We start from the raw sequence: 16914 nt of genomic DNA, 5'->3' as shown, positions 1-16914 counted from the left end.
GGGCAGGGCGCTGGGAGTTCGCCGTCCGCGGCATGTACGTTCCTGAGCGTGTCCGCACCCCTGAAGAAGACCGCCGGGCGATCCCTGCTGGTCACCTCCGCCGCCCTGTCCTCCCTCGCGCTGACCGCGCCGGTCGCCCTGGCGGCCCCCGGTCCCACGCCCAGCGCGTCCCCGAGCGCCACTCCCCCGGCGCGCATGTCGACCGTGGGCGGCACACGGCTCGGCCAGGCGGGCACCCAGGTCAATCTCGCGAGCGGGGTGCCGGTGCTGCCCAAGGACATCACCGCGCGGTCCTGGATCGTCACCGACGCCGAGTCCGGTGATGTGCTCGCCTCGCACAACGCGCACTGGCGGCTGCCCCCGGCGAGCACCATGAAGATGCTCTTCGCGGACACCCTGCTGCCGAAGTTCGCCAAGACCGAGAAGCACAAGGTCGTCCCCACCGACCTCGCGGGCATGGGCGCCGGCTCCAGCCTGGTCGGGATAAAGGAGGGCGAGACGTACACGGTGCACGATCTGTGGCTCGGCGTCTTCCTTCGCTCCGGCAACGACGCGGTGCACGTCCTGTCGGCGATGAACAAGGGCGTCGCCAAGACCGTCGCGGAGATGAACGAGCACGCCGAGGAGCTCCAGGCCCTCGACACGCACGTGGTCAGCCCCGACGGCTACGACGCTCCCGGTCAGGTCTCCTCCGCCTACGACCTGACCCTGTTCGCCCGCTCAGGGCTGCAGAAGAAGGACTTCCGCGAGTACTGCTCGACGGTCACCGCGAAGTTCCCGGGCGAGACGAAGAAGAACAAGAAGGGCAAGACCGTCCGCAAGCCCTTCGAGATCCAGAACACCAACCGGCTGCTGAGCGGCGACTACGACATCTCGCAGTACCAGGGCATCGCAGGTGTGAAGAACGGCAACACCACCAACGCGGGCGCCACCTTCACCGGGGTCGCCGAGCGCAATGGCAGGGTGCTGCTCGTCACCGTCATGAACCCGTCCAAGGAAGGGCACAACGAGGTCTACAAGGAGACCGCGAAGCTCTTCGACTGGGGCTTCAAGGCGGCCGGCAAGGTCGAGCCGGTGGGCGAGCTGGTGCCGCCGAAGGGCGCGGCGCAGCCGGGGACCTCCGGACAGGCGGGGGGCGGCTCCGGCGGCTCCGGCCAGTCCGGGGGCCCCGGGGCCTCGGACCAGCCCGTGGCGTCCGCCACGGCCGACGGCGGCTCCCGCGGCATGGAGACCGCCTTCGCGATCGCCGGCGGCCTGCTCGTGCTTCTCGCGGGCGCCGCGTACCTCGTCAACCGCCGGTGGCCGCTGCCGGATCTGGTACGTCGTCGCTCGCCCCGTCCGTGAGCTCCCGCTCCTTGCTCCCCGTCGCCGTCCACGCGGCGCAGAACAGCACCAGTTTCGCCGTGAAGTTGATCCACAGCAGCAGGGCGACGGGGACGCCGAACGCGCCGTACATGCTCTTCGTCGCCACGCCCTGCATGTAGCCGCTCAGCAGCAGCTTCAGCAGCTCGAAGCCGACCGCGCCGGTCAGCGCGGCGACGAACAGGCGGCGGCGTCCCGGCTCGACCCCGGGCAGCAGGGTCAGGACGTACAGCAGGAGCAGGAAGTCGGCGAGTACGGCGATGACGAACGCGGCGGCCTGCAGCAGGGCCCGGCCCGCGCCGCCCTCCTGGAGGCCGAGCTGCCCGCCGATCCAGTCGACCAGCGCGGAGGCGACGGTGGAGATGGCGAGCGTGACCAGGACGGCGCCGCCGAGCCCGACCAGGATGCCCAGGTCCTTGCCCTTGCGCAGGATCACGTTCTCGTCCTCGTCGGGCAGCTCCCACACCGCGCGCAGACACTCGCGCGTCGAGCCGGCCCAGCCGATGCCCGTGAAGAGCAGGGCGGCCGCGGCGATGAGGCCGACGGTGCCGGCGTTCTGCACCAGGTCGTCGATGTTCAGCTGGTCGGAGATGCCGGGCACCTGGTCGGCGATCTTGTCCTGCAGGTCGTTCTGCTGCTGGGTGCTGAGCGTGACGGCGGCGATGGCGGCGGCCACCGTGAGCAGCGGGAACAGCGCGACGAAGCTGGTGAACGTCATCGCGGCGGCCAGCCGGGTCCACTTCACCCGGTCCAGCCGTTCGTACGACCGCCACGCGTGCGTGGCCGTCAGGCGCACCCAGAGCGGCCCGACGACGGGGAGTCTCTTCAGCCAGTCCATGATCGGATCTTGCCCTCCGCGCGGAAGACCGATGTGTGAGTACCCCCGAAAACGCCTGACGGCGGCATGTGTCGGGCCAGGGCGATGACGGTGGGCGAGCTGCCGTGGACCGAGTACCGGCCATATGGAGTGACATCCCACTAATCACCCGTCTCGCGGAGTCGTCGAGGTTTACGAACGAATTACCGCAATAGCGGCGATACGGTCACCGGCATGTCTGCCGACACCGTTCCCGTCACGGGATGGGGCCGCACCGCTCCCACCGCGGCCCGTCCGATCCGCCTGCGGAGCTACGAGGAGGCCGTGGCCGCCGTCCGGGGCAGCGGGGCCCGCGGCGGCATCCCGAGAGGCCTTGGGCGGGCCTGTGGGGACGCGGCGCAGAACGCCGGCGGCGCGGTCTTCGACGTGACCGCGCTGAACCGTGTGCACGCGATCGACGCCGAGGGCGGCACCGTGCTGTGCGACGCCGGCGTCTCCCTGCACCGGATCATGGAGGTGCTGCTGCCGCTCGGCTGGTTCGTGCCGGTGGCGCCCGGCACCCGCTACGTCACGGTCGGCGGCGCGATCGGCGCGGACGTCCACGGCAGGAACCACCCCGTGTCCGGCTCCTTCTCCCGCCATGTGCTGTCCTTCGAACTCCTCACCGCCGACGGCGGGATCCGCACCGTGCGCCGGGGCACGCCCCTGTTCGACGCGACCACCGGAGGCATGGGCCTGACCGGGATGATCCTCACCGCGACGGTCCAGCTCCAGCCGGTCGAGACCTCGCTGATGTCGGTCGCCACAGAACGCACGCGGGACCTGGACGACCTGATGGCCCGTCTGACGACCGGGGACCGCGGTCACCGCTACTCGGTCGCCTGGATCGACCTGCTGGCCCGCGGGGCCGCCACCGGACGGGCGGTGCTGACCCGGGGCGACCACGCGCCGCTGGAGGCCCTGGAGGCGCCGGGGCTGCTCTCCGGCGGCCCACGCGCGCGCAGGGACCCGCTCGCCTTTCGGCCCCCGCGCCTCCCGGCACCGCTCGCCTTGCTGCCTGCCTTCCTTCCCGCCTTGCTGCCCGAGGGGCTCGTCAACCGCACGACCGTGGGGCTGTTCAACGAGCTCCGGTACCGGAGGGCGTCACGCGCGCGTACCGGCCGGCTGCAGAGGATCAACGCCTTCTTCCATCCCCTGGACGGCGTGCCCCACTGGAACCGGATCTACGGCCGCGGCGGCCTGGTGCGCTACCAGTTCGTCGTCGGACTCGGCCAGGAGGAGACCCTGCGCCGGATCGTGCGGCGGCTCTCCGGACAGCGCTGCCCGTCCGCTCTCGCCGTCCTCCAGCGGTTCGGCGACGCCGACCCCGGCTGGCTCTCCTTCCCGGCCCCCGGCTGGACCCTGGCCCTGGATGTCCCGGCCGCCCTGCCGGGCCTGGGCGCCCTCCTCGACGCGCTGGACGAGGAGGTGGCCGCGGCCGGCGGGCGGGTCTGCCTCGCCGAGGACTCCCGGCTGCGGCCGGAGCTGCTCGCCGCGATGTACCCGCGCCTCGATGCCTTCCGTGCGCTGCGTGCGGAGCTGGATCCGCGCGGGGTGTTCACCTCCGACCTGTCCCGCCGCCTCACCCTCTGAGCCCCCTGAGCCCTCTGAGGACTTTGAGCCCCCTGAGCCCTCTGAGGACTTTGAGCCCCCTGCCCCACCCCGGCCCTCCGCCCTCCCAAGGAGCTGCTCGTGAAGGACGCCTTCGGCATTCCCCAGTCCCTGCTCGTCCTCGGCGGTACGTCCGAGATCGCACTGGCCACCGTCCGCCGCCTCGTCGTCCGGCGCACCCGCACGGTGTGGCTGGCGGGGCGCCCCTCCCCCGGCCTGGAGGCGGCCGCAGCGGAACTGCGCACCCTGGGGGCCGAGGTTCACACCGTCGCCTTCGACGCGCTGGAGCCCGAGTCGCACGAGGCGGTGCTGGGCAAGGTCTTCGCCGAGGGCGACGTCGACATGGTGCTGCTCGCCTTCGGGATCCTCGGCGATCAGGCCCACGACGAGCGCGAGCCGGTGGCCGCGGTGCGGGTGGCACAGACCAACTACACGGGCGCCGTCTCGGCCGGCCTGGTGTCCGCGCGCGCGTTGCAGGCCCAGGGGCACGGCTCGCTCGTCGTGCTCTCCTCCGTCGCCGGCGAGCGCGCCCGCCGCGCCGACTTCATCTACGGCTCCAGCAAGGCCGGGCTCGACGTCTTCACTCAAGGGCTGGGCGACGCCCTGCACGGGACGGGCGTGCACGTGATGGTCGTCCGGCCGGGGTTCGTGCGGTCGAGGATGACGGCCGGCCTGGAGGAGGCGCCCCTCGCGACCACTCCGGAGGCCGTCGCGACGGCGATCGAGCTGGGCCTGCGGCGCCGCTCCGAGACGGTGTGGGTGCCGGGAGCACTGCGGGTGGTGATGTCGGCGCTTCGGCATGTGCCGCGGGCGGTGTTCCGTCGGCTGCCGCTGTGACTCCGGGTGTGGCTGTTGTCACCTTAGGTATGGCCGTTGTGGGTGACAGGTATGGCCGTTGGGGCGGTAGGTATGGCTGTTGTGACGGGAGGTACGGCGGCTGTACCAGGAGTTACAGCTGGCTCGTGGGCAGGGAGCCGCGCTCCACATGACCCGCCTGAGGCGGCACGATCGAGCCTCCGAAGGTGAACTCGCGCAGCTTGCGCCACACCCCGTCGGCACCCTGTTCGTAGAGCGCGAAGCCGGTGCACGGCCACTCGGCCTCGAAGTCGGCGAGCTGCTCGAAGGCGCGGTCCATGGCCGCCTCCTCGATGCCGTGGGCCACCGTGACGTGCGGGTGGTAGGGGAACTGGAGTTCCCGTGCGACCGGCCCGGAGGCGTCACGGACCTGCTTCTGGAGCCAGGTGCAGGCCTCGGCGCCCTGGGCGACCTGGACGAACACGACGGGTGACAGCGGCCGGAAGGTGCCGGTGCCGGCCAGCTTCATCGGGAACGGCCGGCCCGCCGCGGCGACCTCGGTGAGGTGCGCCTCGATGGCGGGCAGCGCGGTGTCCGCGACCTCTGTGGGCGGCAGCAGGGTGACATGGGTGGGGATGCCGTGAGCCGCGGCGTCGCCGAAGCCCGCACGCCGCTCCTGGAGCAGGCTGCCGTGAGGCTCCGGGACCGCGATCGACACACCGATCGTTACGGTCCCCACGTCGTCTCCTGTTCGTCCCTGTCGTCCTGCCGGATTCGTTCCCAGCCGTCCGGCTATCGACTGTACGGCCACGGCTGTGCTGTGGGCAGGCGCAGGCATAGTGATGTGCAGCGCTCTGCCCGGTGGTGCTGGTGTGCGGTGGTACGCCCGGTGCCCGCCGCCGAGGCGGGCGGGCCGGGGCGGCGATCAGTGTTTGGCGGGCAGGAAGCCGACCTTCTCGTACGTCTGGGAGAGGGTCTCCGCGGCGACCGCGCGGGCCTTCTCCGCACCCTTGGCCAGGATCGAGTCCAGCGTCTCCGGGTCGTCCAGGTACTGCTGGGTCCGCTCCCGGAACGGTGTGACGAACTCGACGACGACCTCGGCGAGGTCCGTCTTGAGCGCGCCGTAGAGCTTGCCCTCGTACTGCTGCTCCAGCTCCGGCACGCTCGTGCCGGTCAGGGTCGAGTAGATGGTGAGCAGGTTGCTGACGCCCGGCTTGTTCTCGGCGTCGTAGCGGATGACGGTGTCCGTGTCGGTGACGGCGCTCTTGACCTTCTTGGCGGTGGCCTTCGGCTCGTCGAGGAGGTTGATGAGGCCCTTCGGCGTGGACGCCGACTTGCTCATCTTGATCGACGGGTCCTGGAGGTCGTAGATCTTCGCCGTCTCCTTGAGGATGTACGGCTTCGGGATCGTGAAGGTCTCGCCGAAGCGGCCGTTGAAGCGCGAGGCGAGGTCGCGGGTCAGCTCGACGTGCTGGCGCTGGTCCTCGCCCACCGGGACCTCGTTGGCCTGGTAGAGCAGGATGTCCGCGACCTGGAGGATCGGGTACGTGAACAGGCCGACGCTCGCGCTGTCGGCGCCCTGGCGGGCGGACTTGTCCTTGAACTGGGTCATGCGGGACGCCTCGCCGAAGCCGGTGAGGCAGTTCATGACCCAGGCGAGCTGGGCGTGCTCGGGGACGTGGCTCTGGACGAAGAGGGTGCAGCGCTCCGGGTCGAGTCCCGCGGCGAGGAGCTGGGCGGCGGCCAGACGGGTGTTGGCCGTGAGCTCCTTCGGGTCCTGCGGAACCGTGATCGCGTGCAGGTCGACGACCATGTAGAACGCGTCGTGCGACTCCTGCAGGGCCACCCACTGGCGGACGGCGCCGAGGTAGTTGCCGAGGTGGAACGAGCCTGCGGTGGGCTGGATTCCGGAGAGCACGCGGGGTCGATCAGAGGCCATGCCCACCATTCTCTCAGGTGCCGGGGACCGATCCGGAACCAGTCGGAAACAGATGTGCCACGGGTGGGAACCGATTCGGTCCGGGCGGTGTACCCATCGTGTGAGGACGCGGGAGGGGGGCCGCATCGTCGATGAGGCCGAGGTGATCGCACGCGTACGCGCCGGAGACCCGGAGGCGTACGCGGAGCTGGTGCGGGCCCATACGGGCCTGGCGCTGCGAGCGGCCACGGCGCTAGGGGCGGGTGCGGACGCGGAGGACGTGGTGCAGCAGGCCTTCGTCAAGGCGTACTGCTCGCTGGGCCGCTTCAAGGAGGGCTCGGCGTTCAAGCCGTGGTTCATGTCGATCGTGGCCAATGAGACGAGGAACACAGTGCGGACGGCGGCGCGCCAGCGCACGCTCGCCGGCCGGGAGGCGGCTTTCGTGGAGGCCGAGCCGCTGATACCGGAATCGGCGGACCCCGCGACGGCGGCCGTGGAGATAGAGCGCCGTGCCGCGCTGGAGGCCGCGCTGGGAAGGCTGAGCGAGGAGCACCGCCTGGTCGTCACCTACCGCTATCTGCTGGAGATGGACGAGTCCGAGACGGCCCAGGCCCTGGGCTGGCCCCGGGGGACGGTGAAGTCCCGGCTGAACCGCGCGCTGCGCAAACTCGGCAAGCTGCTGCCCGACTTCGAGCCCCGGGAAGGGGGTGATGAGCGTGAGTGAGCCCTACGGCGATGAGGGCACCGGCGAGGGTCCGCGGGAGCGTGGCTCCCGGTTGCCCGAGGAGCTGCGGGCACTCGGGCGTTCGCTGGACGCGCCGGGCTCGGCCGGGTCCGAGTCGATGGTCGAGCGGGTGCTGGAGCAGATACTCGCCGAGCGGCTGCCGGTTCCGGTGGCCCAGGGGCCGGGTCCCGGTGAGCGGTTGCGGGCGGTGCGGCGGTGGACGCGGGCACGGTGGCGTTCGCTGACCGCGACCCTGTGCGGGCTGCTGGCGGTCCTCGCGCTCACGCCTCCGGTGCGGGCGGCCGTCCTGGACTGGATCGACTTCGGCGGGGTCGAGGTGCGGTACGACCCGTCGGCGGTGCCCTCGCCGGGGGCCGAGGTGCCCGGATGCGGGCGCTCGGTGTCGCTCGCGCAGGCCGAGCGGCGGGCGGGATTCGAACCGCTGGTGCCGGAGGCGCTCGGCCCTGTGGGCACGGTGACGGTGTCGGCCGAGCCGCGGGGGCGGTTCGTGGTGAGCCTGTGCTGGCGCGAGGGCGGGCACACGGTCCGGCTGGACGAGTTCCTGGGGCGGCTCGACCCCGCATTCACCAAGACCTTGCGCGAACCGCCGGAGTGGATCGCGCTGGGCGGGCCCGTGGCCGACGGGGTGCAGGACCACGCCCTGTGGTTCCCGCGTCCGCATGTGCTCGGTCTGTGGCTGGTGGACGACGACGGTGACCGCTTCACCCGCACGGAGCGGACCGCCGGGCCGACCCTGCTGTGGATCCGGCGCGACGGCGGGGCGAGCGTGACGCTGCGGCTGGAGGGCGTGGCGTCGAAGGAGCGGGCGCTGAAGATCGCTGAGTCCCTGGGCGGGCCCATGAACGGTGGTGCCGGGAGTTCCCCGAAATAGTGCGCCCGGGGTGGGAACCCCGGCGGGCCGGGCGGTGTACCAGAAGTGACACGCGGCTCGGGGACGAGGCGCACGGGGATCGTCAGCTGGGGGTCGGCATGAAGAGGCGTGAGAGTGGCCGGATTGGCTGGAGGGGTCGAGGTCGGGAACTGGCCTCGGGTCTGGGGGCGTTGGCGGCGGCGCTGACTCTGACGGTGTGGGCGGCGTCCGCCGCGTCGGCGGGTGGGCCGACGAGTGTGCTGGTGGTCTCGCCCGAGAGCGGGGAGACGGCATCGCTGTACCACTCCGACGAGGAGTACGGAGAGTTGCAGCGGTTGCTCGGCTCTCCAGGCACGGGCACCCGCACCAAGCCGCCCGAGGCGAACCTCCTCGCCGCCCGTCAGATCAACGTCACCTGGATGGCGCACGACGTCTCACCGTGGCGCATCGACCAGGTCTTCCCTCTGGCCGACACGGACGAGGTGTGGATACACACGGCGGAGCACGTCCCGGAGTCGGTGAACGGGCACTGGCACCGCGCCAACGAGTCGCACCAACTACGTTCGCTGCTTGATGACTTGGGCGTGATGGGCGCGATCTCAGGCGAGGGGCATGCCATCTTCCCGGCACCGGAACAGGCGGCGGACGGTTCGGCGGAGGCAGCGCCCACGGGGACGGCAAAGACCTCGGCGTCCGCTGCTCCCCGCGCGACGGGGTACGACGGCACCGGGTGGTGGTGGTCGCTTCCCGGTCTGGCGGCAGGTGCCGTACTGGCCCTGACCTTGCGGCCCTTGGCACTGCGGAGGCGGTGGGAGCGCCCGCGCCGGGAGCCGGGGCCGCGGCAGGAGCTGCGTGATGTGTGACGAAGGGAGGTCTTCGCGAGCTTGAGACAGTGAGGCTTTGTTGATCGAGGGGGAGATGACCGTGCGGAACACACGCACAGCACCGTGGCTCGGAGGGCGCAGGGCGTTATCGGCACTCGTACCCGTGGCCGTGGCGGTGATGGCGCTCGGGGCGCCGACGGCCCGGGCGGCGGACGCGGGGGCACCTGCGGCGTGGGAGACGGGATTCGACGACCCCGACCTGGCGATGGTCGTCACCGGGGGCGCAGGCCGGACGGAGGCCGTGCGGTCCGACGAGCCGTACTTCACCCGCCTGTGGCGGCTGCTCCGACCGATGTACGCGGGCACGGAGCGGGTGTCGGACACCTGGCAGGAGGGCCGCTGTCCACCGGTGCGGATGACCGTGACGCGGGGGCTGACGGGTGTCGGCGGCCGGCCGCAGACGAACTCGGCACCCGGGAGCGAGGTTGCCGTGGAGCGACAGGACCAGCTCTTCCTGACCGGGGACGGCACTCCGTGGGTGCGTACGGATCCGGTGCCGGAGCGGCAGGACGACGACATCCGCCGGCACCGGGCGTCACGGGCCGCCTTCGATCAGCTGGACCGGGCGGGACTGTTGGGCGGCGCCGGGGAGGGCGGACTCCAGGACGGAGGCGGCGGTGAGGAGGGCGACGCGGACGGAGCCTGGTGGGCGGTGCCGGGGGTCGCCGTGGGGTTCGCGGCCGGGATGGGCGGCACGCGGCTGATACGCCGCGCGGCGGCCCGGCCGGGAGCCGGACCGCCGCGGGAGGAGCCACGACAGGAACTCATCGATCTCTAGGAGTCACTGTTCTTTGACAACTCAAGAGGGGACGCCGGTCAGCCGAGGTCGACCTCGGGGTACAGCGGGAAGCCGGCGACGAGGTCGGTGGCCCGGTGGGAGATCTCGTCGGCGACCTTCGGGTCCAGGATGTGCTGGGCCTTGGAGGGGGCGCCCTTGCTGGTGGTGCCGGGCTCCGTGGTGGTGAGGACACGGTCGATGAGACCGGCGACCTCGTCCATCTCGGCGGTGCCGAGACCACGGGTGGTCAGGGCGGGGGTGCCGATGCGGATGCCGGAGGTGTACCAGGCGCCGTTGGGGTCGGCCGGGATGGCGTTGCGGTTGGTGACGATGCCCGACTCGAGCAGGGCCGCCTCGGCCTGGCGGCCGGTGAGGCCGTAGGAGGAGGCCACGTCGATCAGGTTGAGGTGGTTGTCGGTGCCGCCGGTGACCAGGGTGGCGCCGCGGCGCATCAGGCCCTCGGCCAGGGCGCGGGAGTTGTCGACGATCCGCTGGGCGTAGTCCTGGAAGGAGGGCTGCCGGGCCTCGGCGAGGGCGACGGCCTTCGCGGCCATGACGTGCGGGAGCGGGCCGCCGAGGACCATCGGGCAGCCGCGGTCGACCTGGTCCTTGAGGGAGTCGTCGCACAGCACCATGCCGCCGCGCGGGCCGCGCAGGGACTTGTGGGTGGTGGTGGTGACGATCTGGGCGTGCGGGACCGGGTCGAAGTCGCCGGTGAGGACCTTGCCGGCGACGAGACCGGCGAAGTGGGCCATGTCGACCATGAGCGTGGCGCCGACCTCGTCGGCGATCTCGCGCATGATCCGGAAGTTCACCAGGCGCGGGTAGGCCGAGTAGCCGGCGACGATGATCATCGGCTTGAACTCACGGGCCGAGGCGCGCAGAGCCTCGTAGTCGACGAGGCCGGTGGCGGGGTCGGTGCCGTAGGAGCGCTGGTCGAACATCTTGCCGGAGATGTTCGGGCGGAAGCCGTGGGTGAGGTGGCCGCCGGCGTCCAGGGACATGCCGAGCATGCGCTGGTTGCCGAAGGCCTGGCGGAGCTCGGCCCAGTCGGCGTCGGAGAGGTCGTTGACCTGACGGACGCCGGCCTTCTGGAGCGCGGGGACCTCGACGCGCTGGGCGAGGACGGACCAGAAGGCGACGAGGTTGGCGTCGATGCCGGAGTGGGGCTGGACGTAGGCGTGGCGGGCGCCGAAGAGTTCCTTGGCGTGCTCGGCGGCCAGGGACTCGACGGTGTCGACGTTGCGGCAGCCGGCGTAGAAGCGGCGGCCGACGGTGCCCTCGGCGTACTTGTCGCTGAACCAGTTGCCCATCGCGAGGAGAGTGGCCGGGGAGGCGTAGTTCTCGGAGGCGATCAGCTTGAGCATCTCGCGCTGGTCGTGGACCTCCTGGCCGATGGCGTCGGCGACGCGCGGCTCTACGGCGCGGATCACGTCGAGGGCGGCGCGGAAGGCCGTGGACTCGGTGGACAGGGGCTGCTGCTCTGACATGGCGGCCTCCGGGCTGCGTGGCTTGAAGCGGTCACGGATCACGGTTCGGCCCAGGCGCACGGCACTTGGTCACTCACAGGCCGCTCCCCGATGGTCCGTCCCATCCCAGCGCGCCAGTCACGGCCTGCTGGCCAGCCTACCGGCCACGTCGGGAGGCACCTGTGCGGCGTCCACCATGCGAGCGACGGCTTCGAGGCCGGGCGGGGGGCTCCTGGCCTCGAAGCCGTGGCGTGCGCTGGACGTCAGAACAGCGCGTCGGCGAGGCGGTCGACCTGGTCCGGGTCCGAGGCCCAGCAGTAGAGCATCACCTCGTCGGCGCCGATGCCGAAGTAGGCGTCGGCCGTCTCACGGATCTGCCGCGGTGTGGTGAGCAGGCCGGCCTCCATGTACGCGACGTGGCCGCTGAAGGCGTAGTAGTCGCGGAGCGTGCGGCGGGCCCGGTCCACGGTGTCGTCCGGGCCGAGAGCGACGTTGGCCTGGGCGACCAGGCGGGGGTGGCCGGGGCGGTCGTGCTTCTGCCAGGCCGTTTCGGCGTCGCGGAACAGGTTGGACATGAAGGAGGGCGGCAGGGCGGCGCCGAGGAAGCCGTCGCCGAAGCGGCCGACGCGTTCGAGGGCGGCGGGGGCGAAGCCGCCGAACAGGACCTCGGGGCCATCGGGGGTGCTGGGAGCGGGGCCGATGGGGCCGACACCCTCTGCGTAGGGTTCGCCGGACCAGGCGCGGCGCAGCAGGGTCAGCTGTTCGTCGAGGCGGCGGCCACGGCGGTGGAGGTCGATGCCGGCGGCCAGGCAGTCGTCCTCGCGGCCTCCGACACCGATGCCGAGCGTGAAGCGGCCGCCGGAGAGGCGGTCCAGGGTCGCGGTCTGCTTGGCGAGCAGGGCGGTGTTGTGGAGGGGTGCGAGCAGCACCTCGGTCTGGACGCGGATGCGGGAGGTGGCACCGGCGAGGGTGGCCAGCGTGACGAGGGGCTCGGGGTTGTCGTAGACGAGGCGGTCGAGCAGGCCGAGGGTGCGGAAGGGGCTCGCGTCGGCGCGCCGGGCCCAGGTCAGCAGCTGGGCGGGGTCGTCGATGGGAAGGCCGAGGCCGATGTTCATGGAGGGTCCTCCGGAGGGCGTACGGGATCCGCCGGTCGGCCGGATCCGGTGCCGCCCCTCCGTGGCACCGCGCGCTGTGCGCGGGCCTGCTCCCGTTCTGCGGCGATGGTTCAAGAGAGCGTGTGCGTCAGAGTGCGGTGACGGTAACGCGGGCGGGTGGAGGGCGGCAACGCTTTTTCCGTCGGGCGCTCATAGGAAGTCACGGGGCCCGATCGTCCTGCCTGCTTCAGTCGGCGGCCGCCGGAGAGGCGGTCCGGGGCCGCGGTCTTCCCACACCACCGACGCACCCGGGGCCACGCCCCCGCCCACGCACCCGGGGCCAGGCCCCGCCGCCCACGCACCCGGGGCCAGGCCCCCCACGCCCCGAGGTCAGGCCCCCGCCCACACACCACAGGCCCGAACCCCGCCTAGCCTCGCCTGCTTCGCCTCGCCCCGCCCGCCCCGCTCAGAGGATCACGTGAGGCAAAAAGCGTGCGTACTCGTCGGTGATCAAGCCGGACGACTCCCGGATGCCCAGGCCCGCCGGCTCGTTCTCCACGACCCAGGCGCCGAGGACCACGTGGTTGCCGTCGAAGTCGGGGAGGGGGGCCAGTTCCTGGTAGCAGCAGGGCTCCTCACGGACCGGTGCATCGGTGCCGGGCTCGTGCACCGTCACTCCGGCGCCCTCGCGGCCGAGCAGCGGCTTGGCGACGTAGCCGGTCGTGGCGGCCAGGTGCCGGGGGCCGTCGAGGTAGGCGGGCAGGAGGTTCGGGTGGTCCGGGTACAGCTCCCAGAGGATCGCGAGGAGGGCCTTGTTGCTGAGCAGCATCTTCCAGGCGGGTTCGATCCACAGGGTGCTGCCAGTGCCGCCGCCGTTGTCGAGGGTGTCGAGGACGTGGGTGGCGAAGCGGTCCGTGGTGAGCCACTCCCAGGGGTAGAGCTTGAAGCAGCTGCGGATGAAGCGGAGTTGGTTGTCGACGAAGCGGCCGGAGAGGGGGTCCCAGCCGATCTCCTCCATCGAGATCCAGTCGGTGTCCAGGCCGGCCTGCTCTGCGGTCTCCTTGAGGTAGGCGACCGTCATGAGGTCCTCGCCGAGTTCGTCGGCACTGGAGTGCGCGAAGTAGAGCGGGCTGCCGGGCGGCAGGAGGGCGGCCTGTTTCTTCCAGGCGGCGACGAGGCGTTCGTGGAGGGAGTTCCACTGGTCGGCGCCGGGGAAGCGCTCCTCCATCCAGAACCACTGGGGCGAGGCGGCCTCCACGAGGGAGGTGGGGGTGTCGGCGTTGTACTCCAGCAGTTTGGCCGGGCCGTCGCCGTCGTGGCGGAGGTCGAAGCGGCCGTAGACGGAGGGGAGTTCGGCGCGCCGGTGCCAGGACTCGGCGACCGCCTCGGCCACCCGCGGGTCGGTGATGCCGAGGTCGGCGAAGCGGTGCGCGGTGACGATGTGGTCGGCGGCCGCCAGGCACATACGGTGGAGGTTCTCGACGGTCTCCTCCAGTGCCTCCACCTCGGGGAGCGTGAAGGAGTAGTAGGCGCTCTCGTCCCAGTAGGGGCGCAGGGAGTCGTCGGGGTGGCGGGTGAGCGGGTAGACGAGGCCCTGGGCCTCGACGGTCTGCTGCCAGCCGGGCCGGGGGGTGAGGGTGTGTCGGCGCATGATGCTCGGCTCCGCCGTCAGCCGCCGGAGCTTCCCTTGCCGACGCCGCCGCCGTCGCCGCTGCCTCCGCTCCCGAAGCCACCGCGGTCGACACCGCTGCCCCCGCTGCCGCTGCCGCCCGTGCTGCTCGACGAACTGCCGGAGCCCTTGCCGGACTTGGTGAAGGAGCCGTCCGAGACCCAGGAGCCCTTCTTCTTGCCGCCGTAGTAGTAGGAGCCGTTGACCGAGGTGCTGGACTTGCAGTTCTTGTCGGCGACGACCCGGTAGCCCTTGCCGAGGGTGTAGCTGTCGCGGTCGACACACCGCTTGTCGGGGTCGGAGGAGCAGGCGGTCAGGGCCATGGCGAGCAGTCCCACGCCGCCGAGTGCGACCGTGCCCGAGCGAAGTTGCCGGCGTGCGTCCGCCATGTTCGTGTCTCCCCCTTGGTCAGGCCGTGGGCCTGCTGTGTCGTGTGTCCGGCGGACAGCTTAGAGATCAGTAAGAGCTTGTCCGAAGGCGGCCCGCCTCCCCTCCCCTCCCCTAAGGTCACTTTGTGCTCTTTGGAATGGTGTGTGCTCTCGGTGCCTCGGTCTGCTTCGGCACGGCCACCGTGCTGCAGGCGATGGCGGCACGGGCGGCGGACGCGGGCGGTGGCGAGGGCTCGGCGTTCGCGGTGACGCTGTTCCTGAGGGCGGTGCGGCAGTGGCGGTATCTGGCGGGGCTCGCTCTGGACGGGGTGGGGTTCCTGTTGCAGATCGCCGCGTTGCGGTCGATCCCGATCTACGCGGTCGGCGCGGCGCTCGCGTCGAGTCTGGCGGTGACCGCGGTGGTGTCGGCGCGGCTGCTGCGGGTTCGGCTGCGCGGGGGCGAGTGGGCGGCGGTCGGGGTGGTGTGCGCCGGGATGGCACTGCTGGGGATCGCGTCCGGGACCGAGGGCGACCGCGGCGGTTCGGCGGCCCTGAAGTACGCGATGCTCGGGACGGCTCTCGCGGTGCTCGCACTCGCGCTGCTGGGCGGACGGCTGCCGGACCGGGGGCGGGCGTTGGCGCTCGGGCTGGGGGCAGGGTTCGGGTTCGGGGTGGTCGAGGTGGCGGTGCGGCTGATCGACTCGCTCGCCCCGTCGGCGCTGGTGGCCAATCCGGCGACGTATGCGCTCCTCGTCGGTGGTGGAGCGGCGTTCGTGTCGCTGACCTCGGCGCTGCAGCGGGGGTCGGTGACCACGGCGACCGCCGGGATGGTGATCGGGGAGACGATCGGGCCCGCGCTGGTGGGGGTGGTGTGGCTCGGGGACCGCACCCGGGAGGGGCTGGCGTGGGTGGCGGTGCTGGGTTTCGCGGTGGCCGTCGCGGGGGCGTTGGCGCTGGCCAGGTTCGGGGAGGCCCCGGCACATTCCGTTCCGCGATCCCCCGCACGAACTCAGTGAGAGTCGGTCAGTTGCTGCCGATACAGGTGGGCAGAGTGAGCCATACCGACCGTAAGGCGAACAGCGGCATCGCCCGGCGTTATTCGGGCAGCACCGCGCACAGTGCCTCCAGCGCTCCCGACCAGGCGTGGTCGGGCGGTGTGCCGTAGCCCACGACGAGCGCGTCGTGCCGCTCGACGACGGCCTCGGGGTGCTGGTAGCGGTGCAGCCCGTGGACCGCGAGGCCCTGCCAGGCCGCCGCCCGCAGCGCCGGCTGCTCGGTGCCCGGCGGGAGCCCCAGCACCACGTGCAGCCCGGCCGCGATCCCGGTGGCGTGCACCCGCGGGGCCCGCCGCGCGAGTTCGGCGACGAGGGCGTCGCGGCGGCGCCGGTAGCGCAGCCGGGCGGCGCGCACATGGCGGTCGTAGGCCCCGGAGGTCAGGAACTCGGCGAGGGTCAGCTGGTCGAGGGACCCGCAGGTGTCGATGCCGCCCTTGACCGCCAGGACCTCCTCCATGAGGCCGGGCGGCAGCACCAGCCAGCCCAGTCGCAGGCCGGGGGCCAGGGACTTGCTGGCCGTGCCCGCGTGGACGACGTGGTCGGGGTCCAGGCCCTGGAGGGCGCCGACGGGCTGGCGGTCGTAGCGGAACTCGCCGTCGTAGTCGTCCTCGACGACCAGTCCGCCGGTGCGGCGGGCCCACTCGACGACGGCCGCACGGCGGTCGCGGTGCAGGGTGCCGCCCATCGGGAACTGGTGGGCGGGGGTGAGCAGCACCGCGTCCTGGTCGGTCAACTCCCCCGGGTCCGTGCCGCGTTCGTCGAAGGGCAGCGGCACGGTCCGCAGGCCGGCGGCCGCGAGCAGGTTCCAGTGCACGTCGAGGCCGTACGACTCCACGGCGACCGTGCGGGCGCCCCGGGCCCGCAGCACCGCGCCGAGCAGGCGCAGGCCGTGCGAGAACCCGGCGCAGACCAGGATGCGGTCGGGGTCTGCGCGCACCCCGCGGGCGCGCGAGAGGTACTCGGCGAGGGCGGTGCGCAGTTCGACGCGGCCGCGGGGGTCGCCGTAGTCGAGGGCCTGGTAGGGGGCGGTGGCGAGGGCGCGGCGGGCCGCCTTGAGCCACTCGGCGCGCGGGAAGGAGGCGAGGTCGGGGGTGCCGGGGACGAGGTTGTGGGTGGGGCGCCCGGGTTCGCGGGGCCGGGGTGCGGCTCCGGCGGGCGGGACGACCGTGCGGTCCGAGACCCGCGTCGCCGAGCCCTGGCGGGCGGTGAGCCAGCCCTCGGCGACCAGGTCGGCGTAGGCGTCGGCGACGGTGTTGCGGGCGATGCCCAGGTCGGCGGCGAGCGCGCGGGAGGAGGGCAGCCGGGTGCCGGGGGCGAGGCGGCCGGTGCGGACGGCCTCGCGCAGGGCGTCGGTGAGGCCGCGCCGGACGCCGGGGCCGGTGGGGTCCAGATGCAGGTCCACGCCGAAAGGGGCCCAGGATTTCGCCATGGAAGTGGACCATACTCCTGGGCTGCCTGGC

16 protein-coding genes and 1 riboswitch are annotated in these 16914 nt (G+C 72.2%); of the genes, 8 read left to right on the top strand and 8 right to left on the bottom strand.

Features of this window, described 5'->3' with window-relative positions; all coding sequences use genetic code 11:
• Positions 1-48: 48 nt before the first annotated feature.
• On the top strand, positions 49-1344 hold the full coding sequence (locus M2163_RS30275) for a D-alanyl-D-alanine carboxypeptidase (protein WP_348541274.1): 1296 nt from the start codon (positions 49-51) through the stop codon (positions 1342-1344).
• On the opposite strand, the gene M2163_RS30270 is transcribed toward M2163_RS30275, so the two are convergent.
• Positions 1289-2200 (bottom strand): YihY/virulence factor BrkB family protein, encoded by a 912-nt coding sequence (locus M2163_RS30270; protein ID WP_280895550.1) that lies wholly within the window; start codon positions 2198-2200, stop codon positions 1289-1291. The two genes, M2163_RS30275 and M2163_RS30270, sit on opposite strands and share 56 nt — an antisense overlap.
• 213 nt (positions 2201-2413) lie before the next feature.
• On the opposite strand from M2163_RS30270, the gene M2163_RS30265 reads away from it, so the two are divergent.
• Both M2163_RS30265 and M2163_RS30260 read left to right on the top strand, forming a co-directional pair.
• Positions 2414-3811, top strand: a complete 1398-nt coding sequence (locus tag M2163_RS30265; protein WP_280895549.1) for an FAD-binding oxidoreductase — start codon at positions 2414-2416, stop codon at positions 3809-3811.
• A 99-nt stretch (positions 3812-3910) separates the two neighbouring features.
• Positions 3911-4666 carry a decaprenylphospho-beta-D-erythro-pentofuranosid-2-ulose 2-reductase gene (locus M2163_RS30260; protein WP_280849728.1) on the top strand — a complete coding sequence of 252 codons (756 nt, stop codon included), beginning with the start codon at positions 3911-3913 and terminating at the stop codon, positions 4664-4666.
• 112 nt (positions 4667-4778) lie between these two features.
• Here M2163_RS30260 and M2163_RS30255 read toward each other — a convergent pair whose 3' ends face one another.
• Together M2163_RS30255 and trpS are read right to left on the bottom strand one after the other, a co-directional pair.
• A complete protein-coding gene (locus tag M2163_RS30255) occupies positions 4779-5363 on the bottom strand; it encodes a 2'-5' RNA ligase family protein (RefSeq protein ID WP_280849730.1) in 585 nt (194 codons plus the stop codon).
• A 186-nt stretch (positions 5364-5549) separates the two neighbouring features.
• Positions 5550-6563 carry a tryptophan--tRNA ligase gene (gene trpS, locus M2163_RS30250; RefSeq protein WP_280895548.1) on the bottom strand — a complete coding sequence of 338 codons (1014 nt, stop codon included), beginning with the start codon at positions 6561-6563 and terminating at the stop codon, positions 5550-5552.
• A 142-nt stretch (positions 6564-6705) separates the two neighbouring features.
• Here trpS and M2163_RS30245 point away from each other — a divergent pair, with 142 nt between their 5' ends.
• The 4 genes from M2163_RS30245 (at position 6706) to M2163_RS30230 (ending at position 9799) form a co-directional block, all read left to right on the top strand.
• Positions 6706-7266 carry a sigma-70 family RNA polymerase sigma factor gene (locus tag M2163_RS30245; RefSeq protein ID WP_280849731.1) on the top strand — a complete coding sequence of 187 codons (561 nt, stop codon included), beginning with the start codon at positions 6706-6708 and terminating at the stop codon, positions 7264-7266.
• Positions 7259-8158: a hypothetical protein gene (locus tag M2163_RS30240; protein WP_280895547.1), complete on the top strand. Its 900-nt coding sequence runs from the start codon at positions 7259-7261 to the stop codon at positions 8156-8158. Before M2163_RS30245 ends, M2163_RS30240 begins: the two co-directional genes overlap by 8 nt.
• A 170-nt stretch (positions 8159-8328) precedes the next feature.
• Positions 8329-9000 (top strand): hypothetical protein, encoded by a 672-nt coding sequence (locus tag M2163_RS30235; protein ID WP_280895546.1) that lies wholly within the window; start codon positions 8329-8331, stop codon positions 8998-9000.
• Positions 9001-9226: 226 nt separating this feature from the next.
• The gene (locus M2163_RS30230) at positions 9227-9799 is read left to right on the top strand and encodes a hypothetical protein (RefSeq protein ID WP_280897337.1); all 573 of its coding nucleotides are present in this window, start codon (positions 9227-9229) and stop codon (positions 9797-9799) included.
• A 38-nt stretch (positions 9800-9837) separates the two neighbouring features.
• Here the strand turns inward: M2163_RS30230 and M2163_RS30225 are convergent, their stop codons facing one another.
• The 4 genes from M2163_RS30225 to M2163_RS30210 all read right to left on the bottom strand — a co-directional run bounded on the left by M2163_RS30225 (position 9838) and on the right by M2163_RS30210 (position 14420).
• The gene (locus M2163_RS30225; protein WP_280849735.1) at positions 9838-11289 is read right to left on the bottom strand and encodes a glycine hydroxymethyltransferase; all 1452 of its coding nucleotides are present in this window, start codon (positions 11287-11289) and stop codon (positions 9838-9840) included.
• 41 nt (positions 11290-11330) lie between these two features.
• Positions 11331-11420, bottom strand: a riboswitch (ZMP/ZTP riboswitch).
• A gap of 111 nt (positions 11421-11531) precedes the next feature.
• On the bottom strand, positions 11532-12383 hold the full coding sequence (locus M2163_RS30220; RefSeq protein WP_280895545.1) for an LLM class flavin-dependent oxidoreductase: 852 nt from the start codon (positions 12381-12383) through the stop codon (positions 11532-11534).
• 445 nt (positions 12384-12828) lie between these two features.
• On the bottom strand, positions 12829-14013 hold the full coding sequence (locus M2163_RS30215; protein WP_280849737.1) for a glutathionylspermidine synthase family protein: 1185 nt from the start codon (positions 14011-14013) through the stop codon (positions 12829-12831).
• Between the two features lie 17 nt (positions 14014-14030).
• Entirely contained in the window at positions 14031-14420 is a 390-nt protein-coding gene (locus M2163_RS30210; RefSeq protein WP_280849738.1) for a hypothetical protein, read from the bottom strand.
• Positions 14421-14557: 137 nt separating this feature from the next.
• Between M2163_RS30210 and M2163_RS30205 the strand changes: the two genes are divergently transcribed.
• Positions 14558-15415 carry a hypothetical protein gene (locus M2163_RS30205; RefSeq protein ID WP_280849739.1) on the top strand — a complete coding sequence of 286 codons (858 nt, stop codon included), beginning with the start codon at positions 14558-14560 and terminating at the stop codon, positions 15413-15415.
• A gap of 79 nt (positions 15416-15494) precedes the next feature.
• Here M2163_RS30205 and M2163_RS30200 read toward each other — a convergent pair whose 3' ends face one another.
• Complete coding sequence (locus M2163_RS30200) at positions 15495-16883, bottom strand: PLP-dependent aminotransferase family protein (RefSeq protein ID WP_280895544.1); 1389 nt, start codon at positions 16881-16883, stop codon at positions 15495-15497.
• Between the last annotated feature and the right edge of the window lie 31 nt (positions 16884-16914).

Origin of the sequence: Streptomyces sp. SAI-135 (genome assembly GCF_029893805.1) — a bacterium.
In the GTDB taxonomy this organism is placed as follows: domain Bacteria; phylum Actinomycetota; class Actinomycetes; order Streptomycetales; family Streptomycetaceae; genus Streptomyces.
The sequence above is the reverse complement of the archived record's forward strand: the minus strand, read 5'-3'. Positions and strand labels throughout refer to the sequence as shown.

Coding starts and splice junctions, on each gene's coding strand:
- M2163_RS30270 (WP_280895550.1), bottom strand. CDS start 2,200: ATGGACTGGCTGAAGAGACTCCCCGTCGTCGGGCCGCTCTGGGTGCGC.
- M2163_RS30265 (WP_280895549.1), top strand. CDS start 2,414: ATGTCTGCCGACACCGTTCCCGTCACGGGATGGGGCCGCACCGCTCCC.
- trpS (WP_280895548.1), bottom strand. CDS start 6,563: ATGGCCTCTGATCGACCCCGCGTGCTCTCCGGAATCCAGCCCACCGCA.
- M2163_RS30230 (WP_280897337.1), top strand. CDS start 9,227: ATGGTCGTCACCGGGGGCGCAGGCCGGACGGAGGCCGTGCGGTCCGAC.
- M2163_RS30225 (WP_280849735.1), bottom strand. CDS start 11,289: ATGTCAGAGCAGCAGCCCCTGTCCACCGAGTCCACGGCCTTCCGCGCC.
- M2163_RS30220 (WP_280895545.1), bottom strand. CDS start 12,383: ATGAACATCGGCCTCGGCCTTCCCATCGACGACCCCGCCCAGCTGCTG.
- M2163_RS30215 (WP_280849737.1), bottom strand. CDS start 14,013: ATGCGCCGACACACCCTCACCCCCCGGCCCGGCTGGCAGCAGACCGTC.
- M2163_RS30210 (WP_280849738.1), bottom strand. CDS start 14,420: ATGGCGGACGCACGCCGGCAACTTCGCTCGGGCACGGTCGCACTCGGC.
- M2163_RS30205 (WP_280849739.1), top strand. CDS start 14,558: ATGGTGTGTGCTCTCGGTGCCTCGGTCTGCTTCGGCACGGCCACCGTG.
- M2163_RS30200 (WP_280895544.1), bottom strand. CDS start 16,883: ATGGCGAAATCCTGGGCCCCTTTCGGCGTGGACCTGCATCTGGACCCC.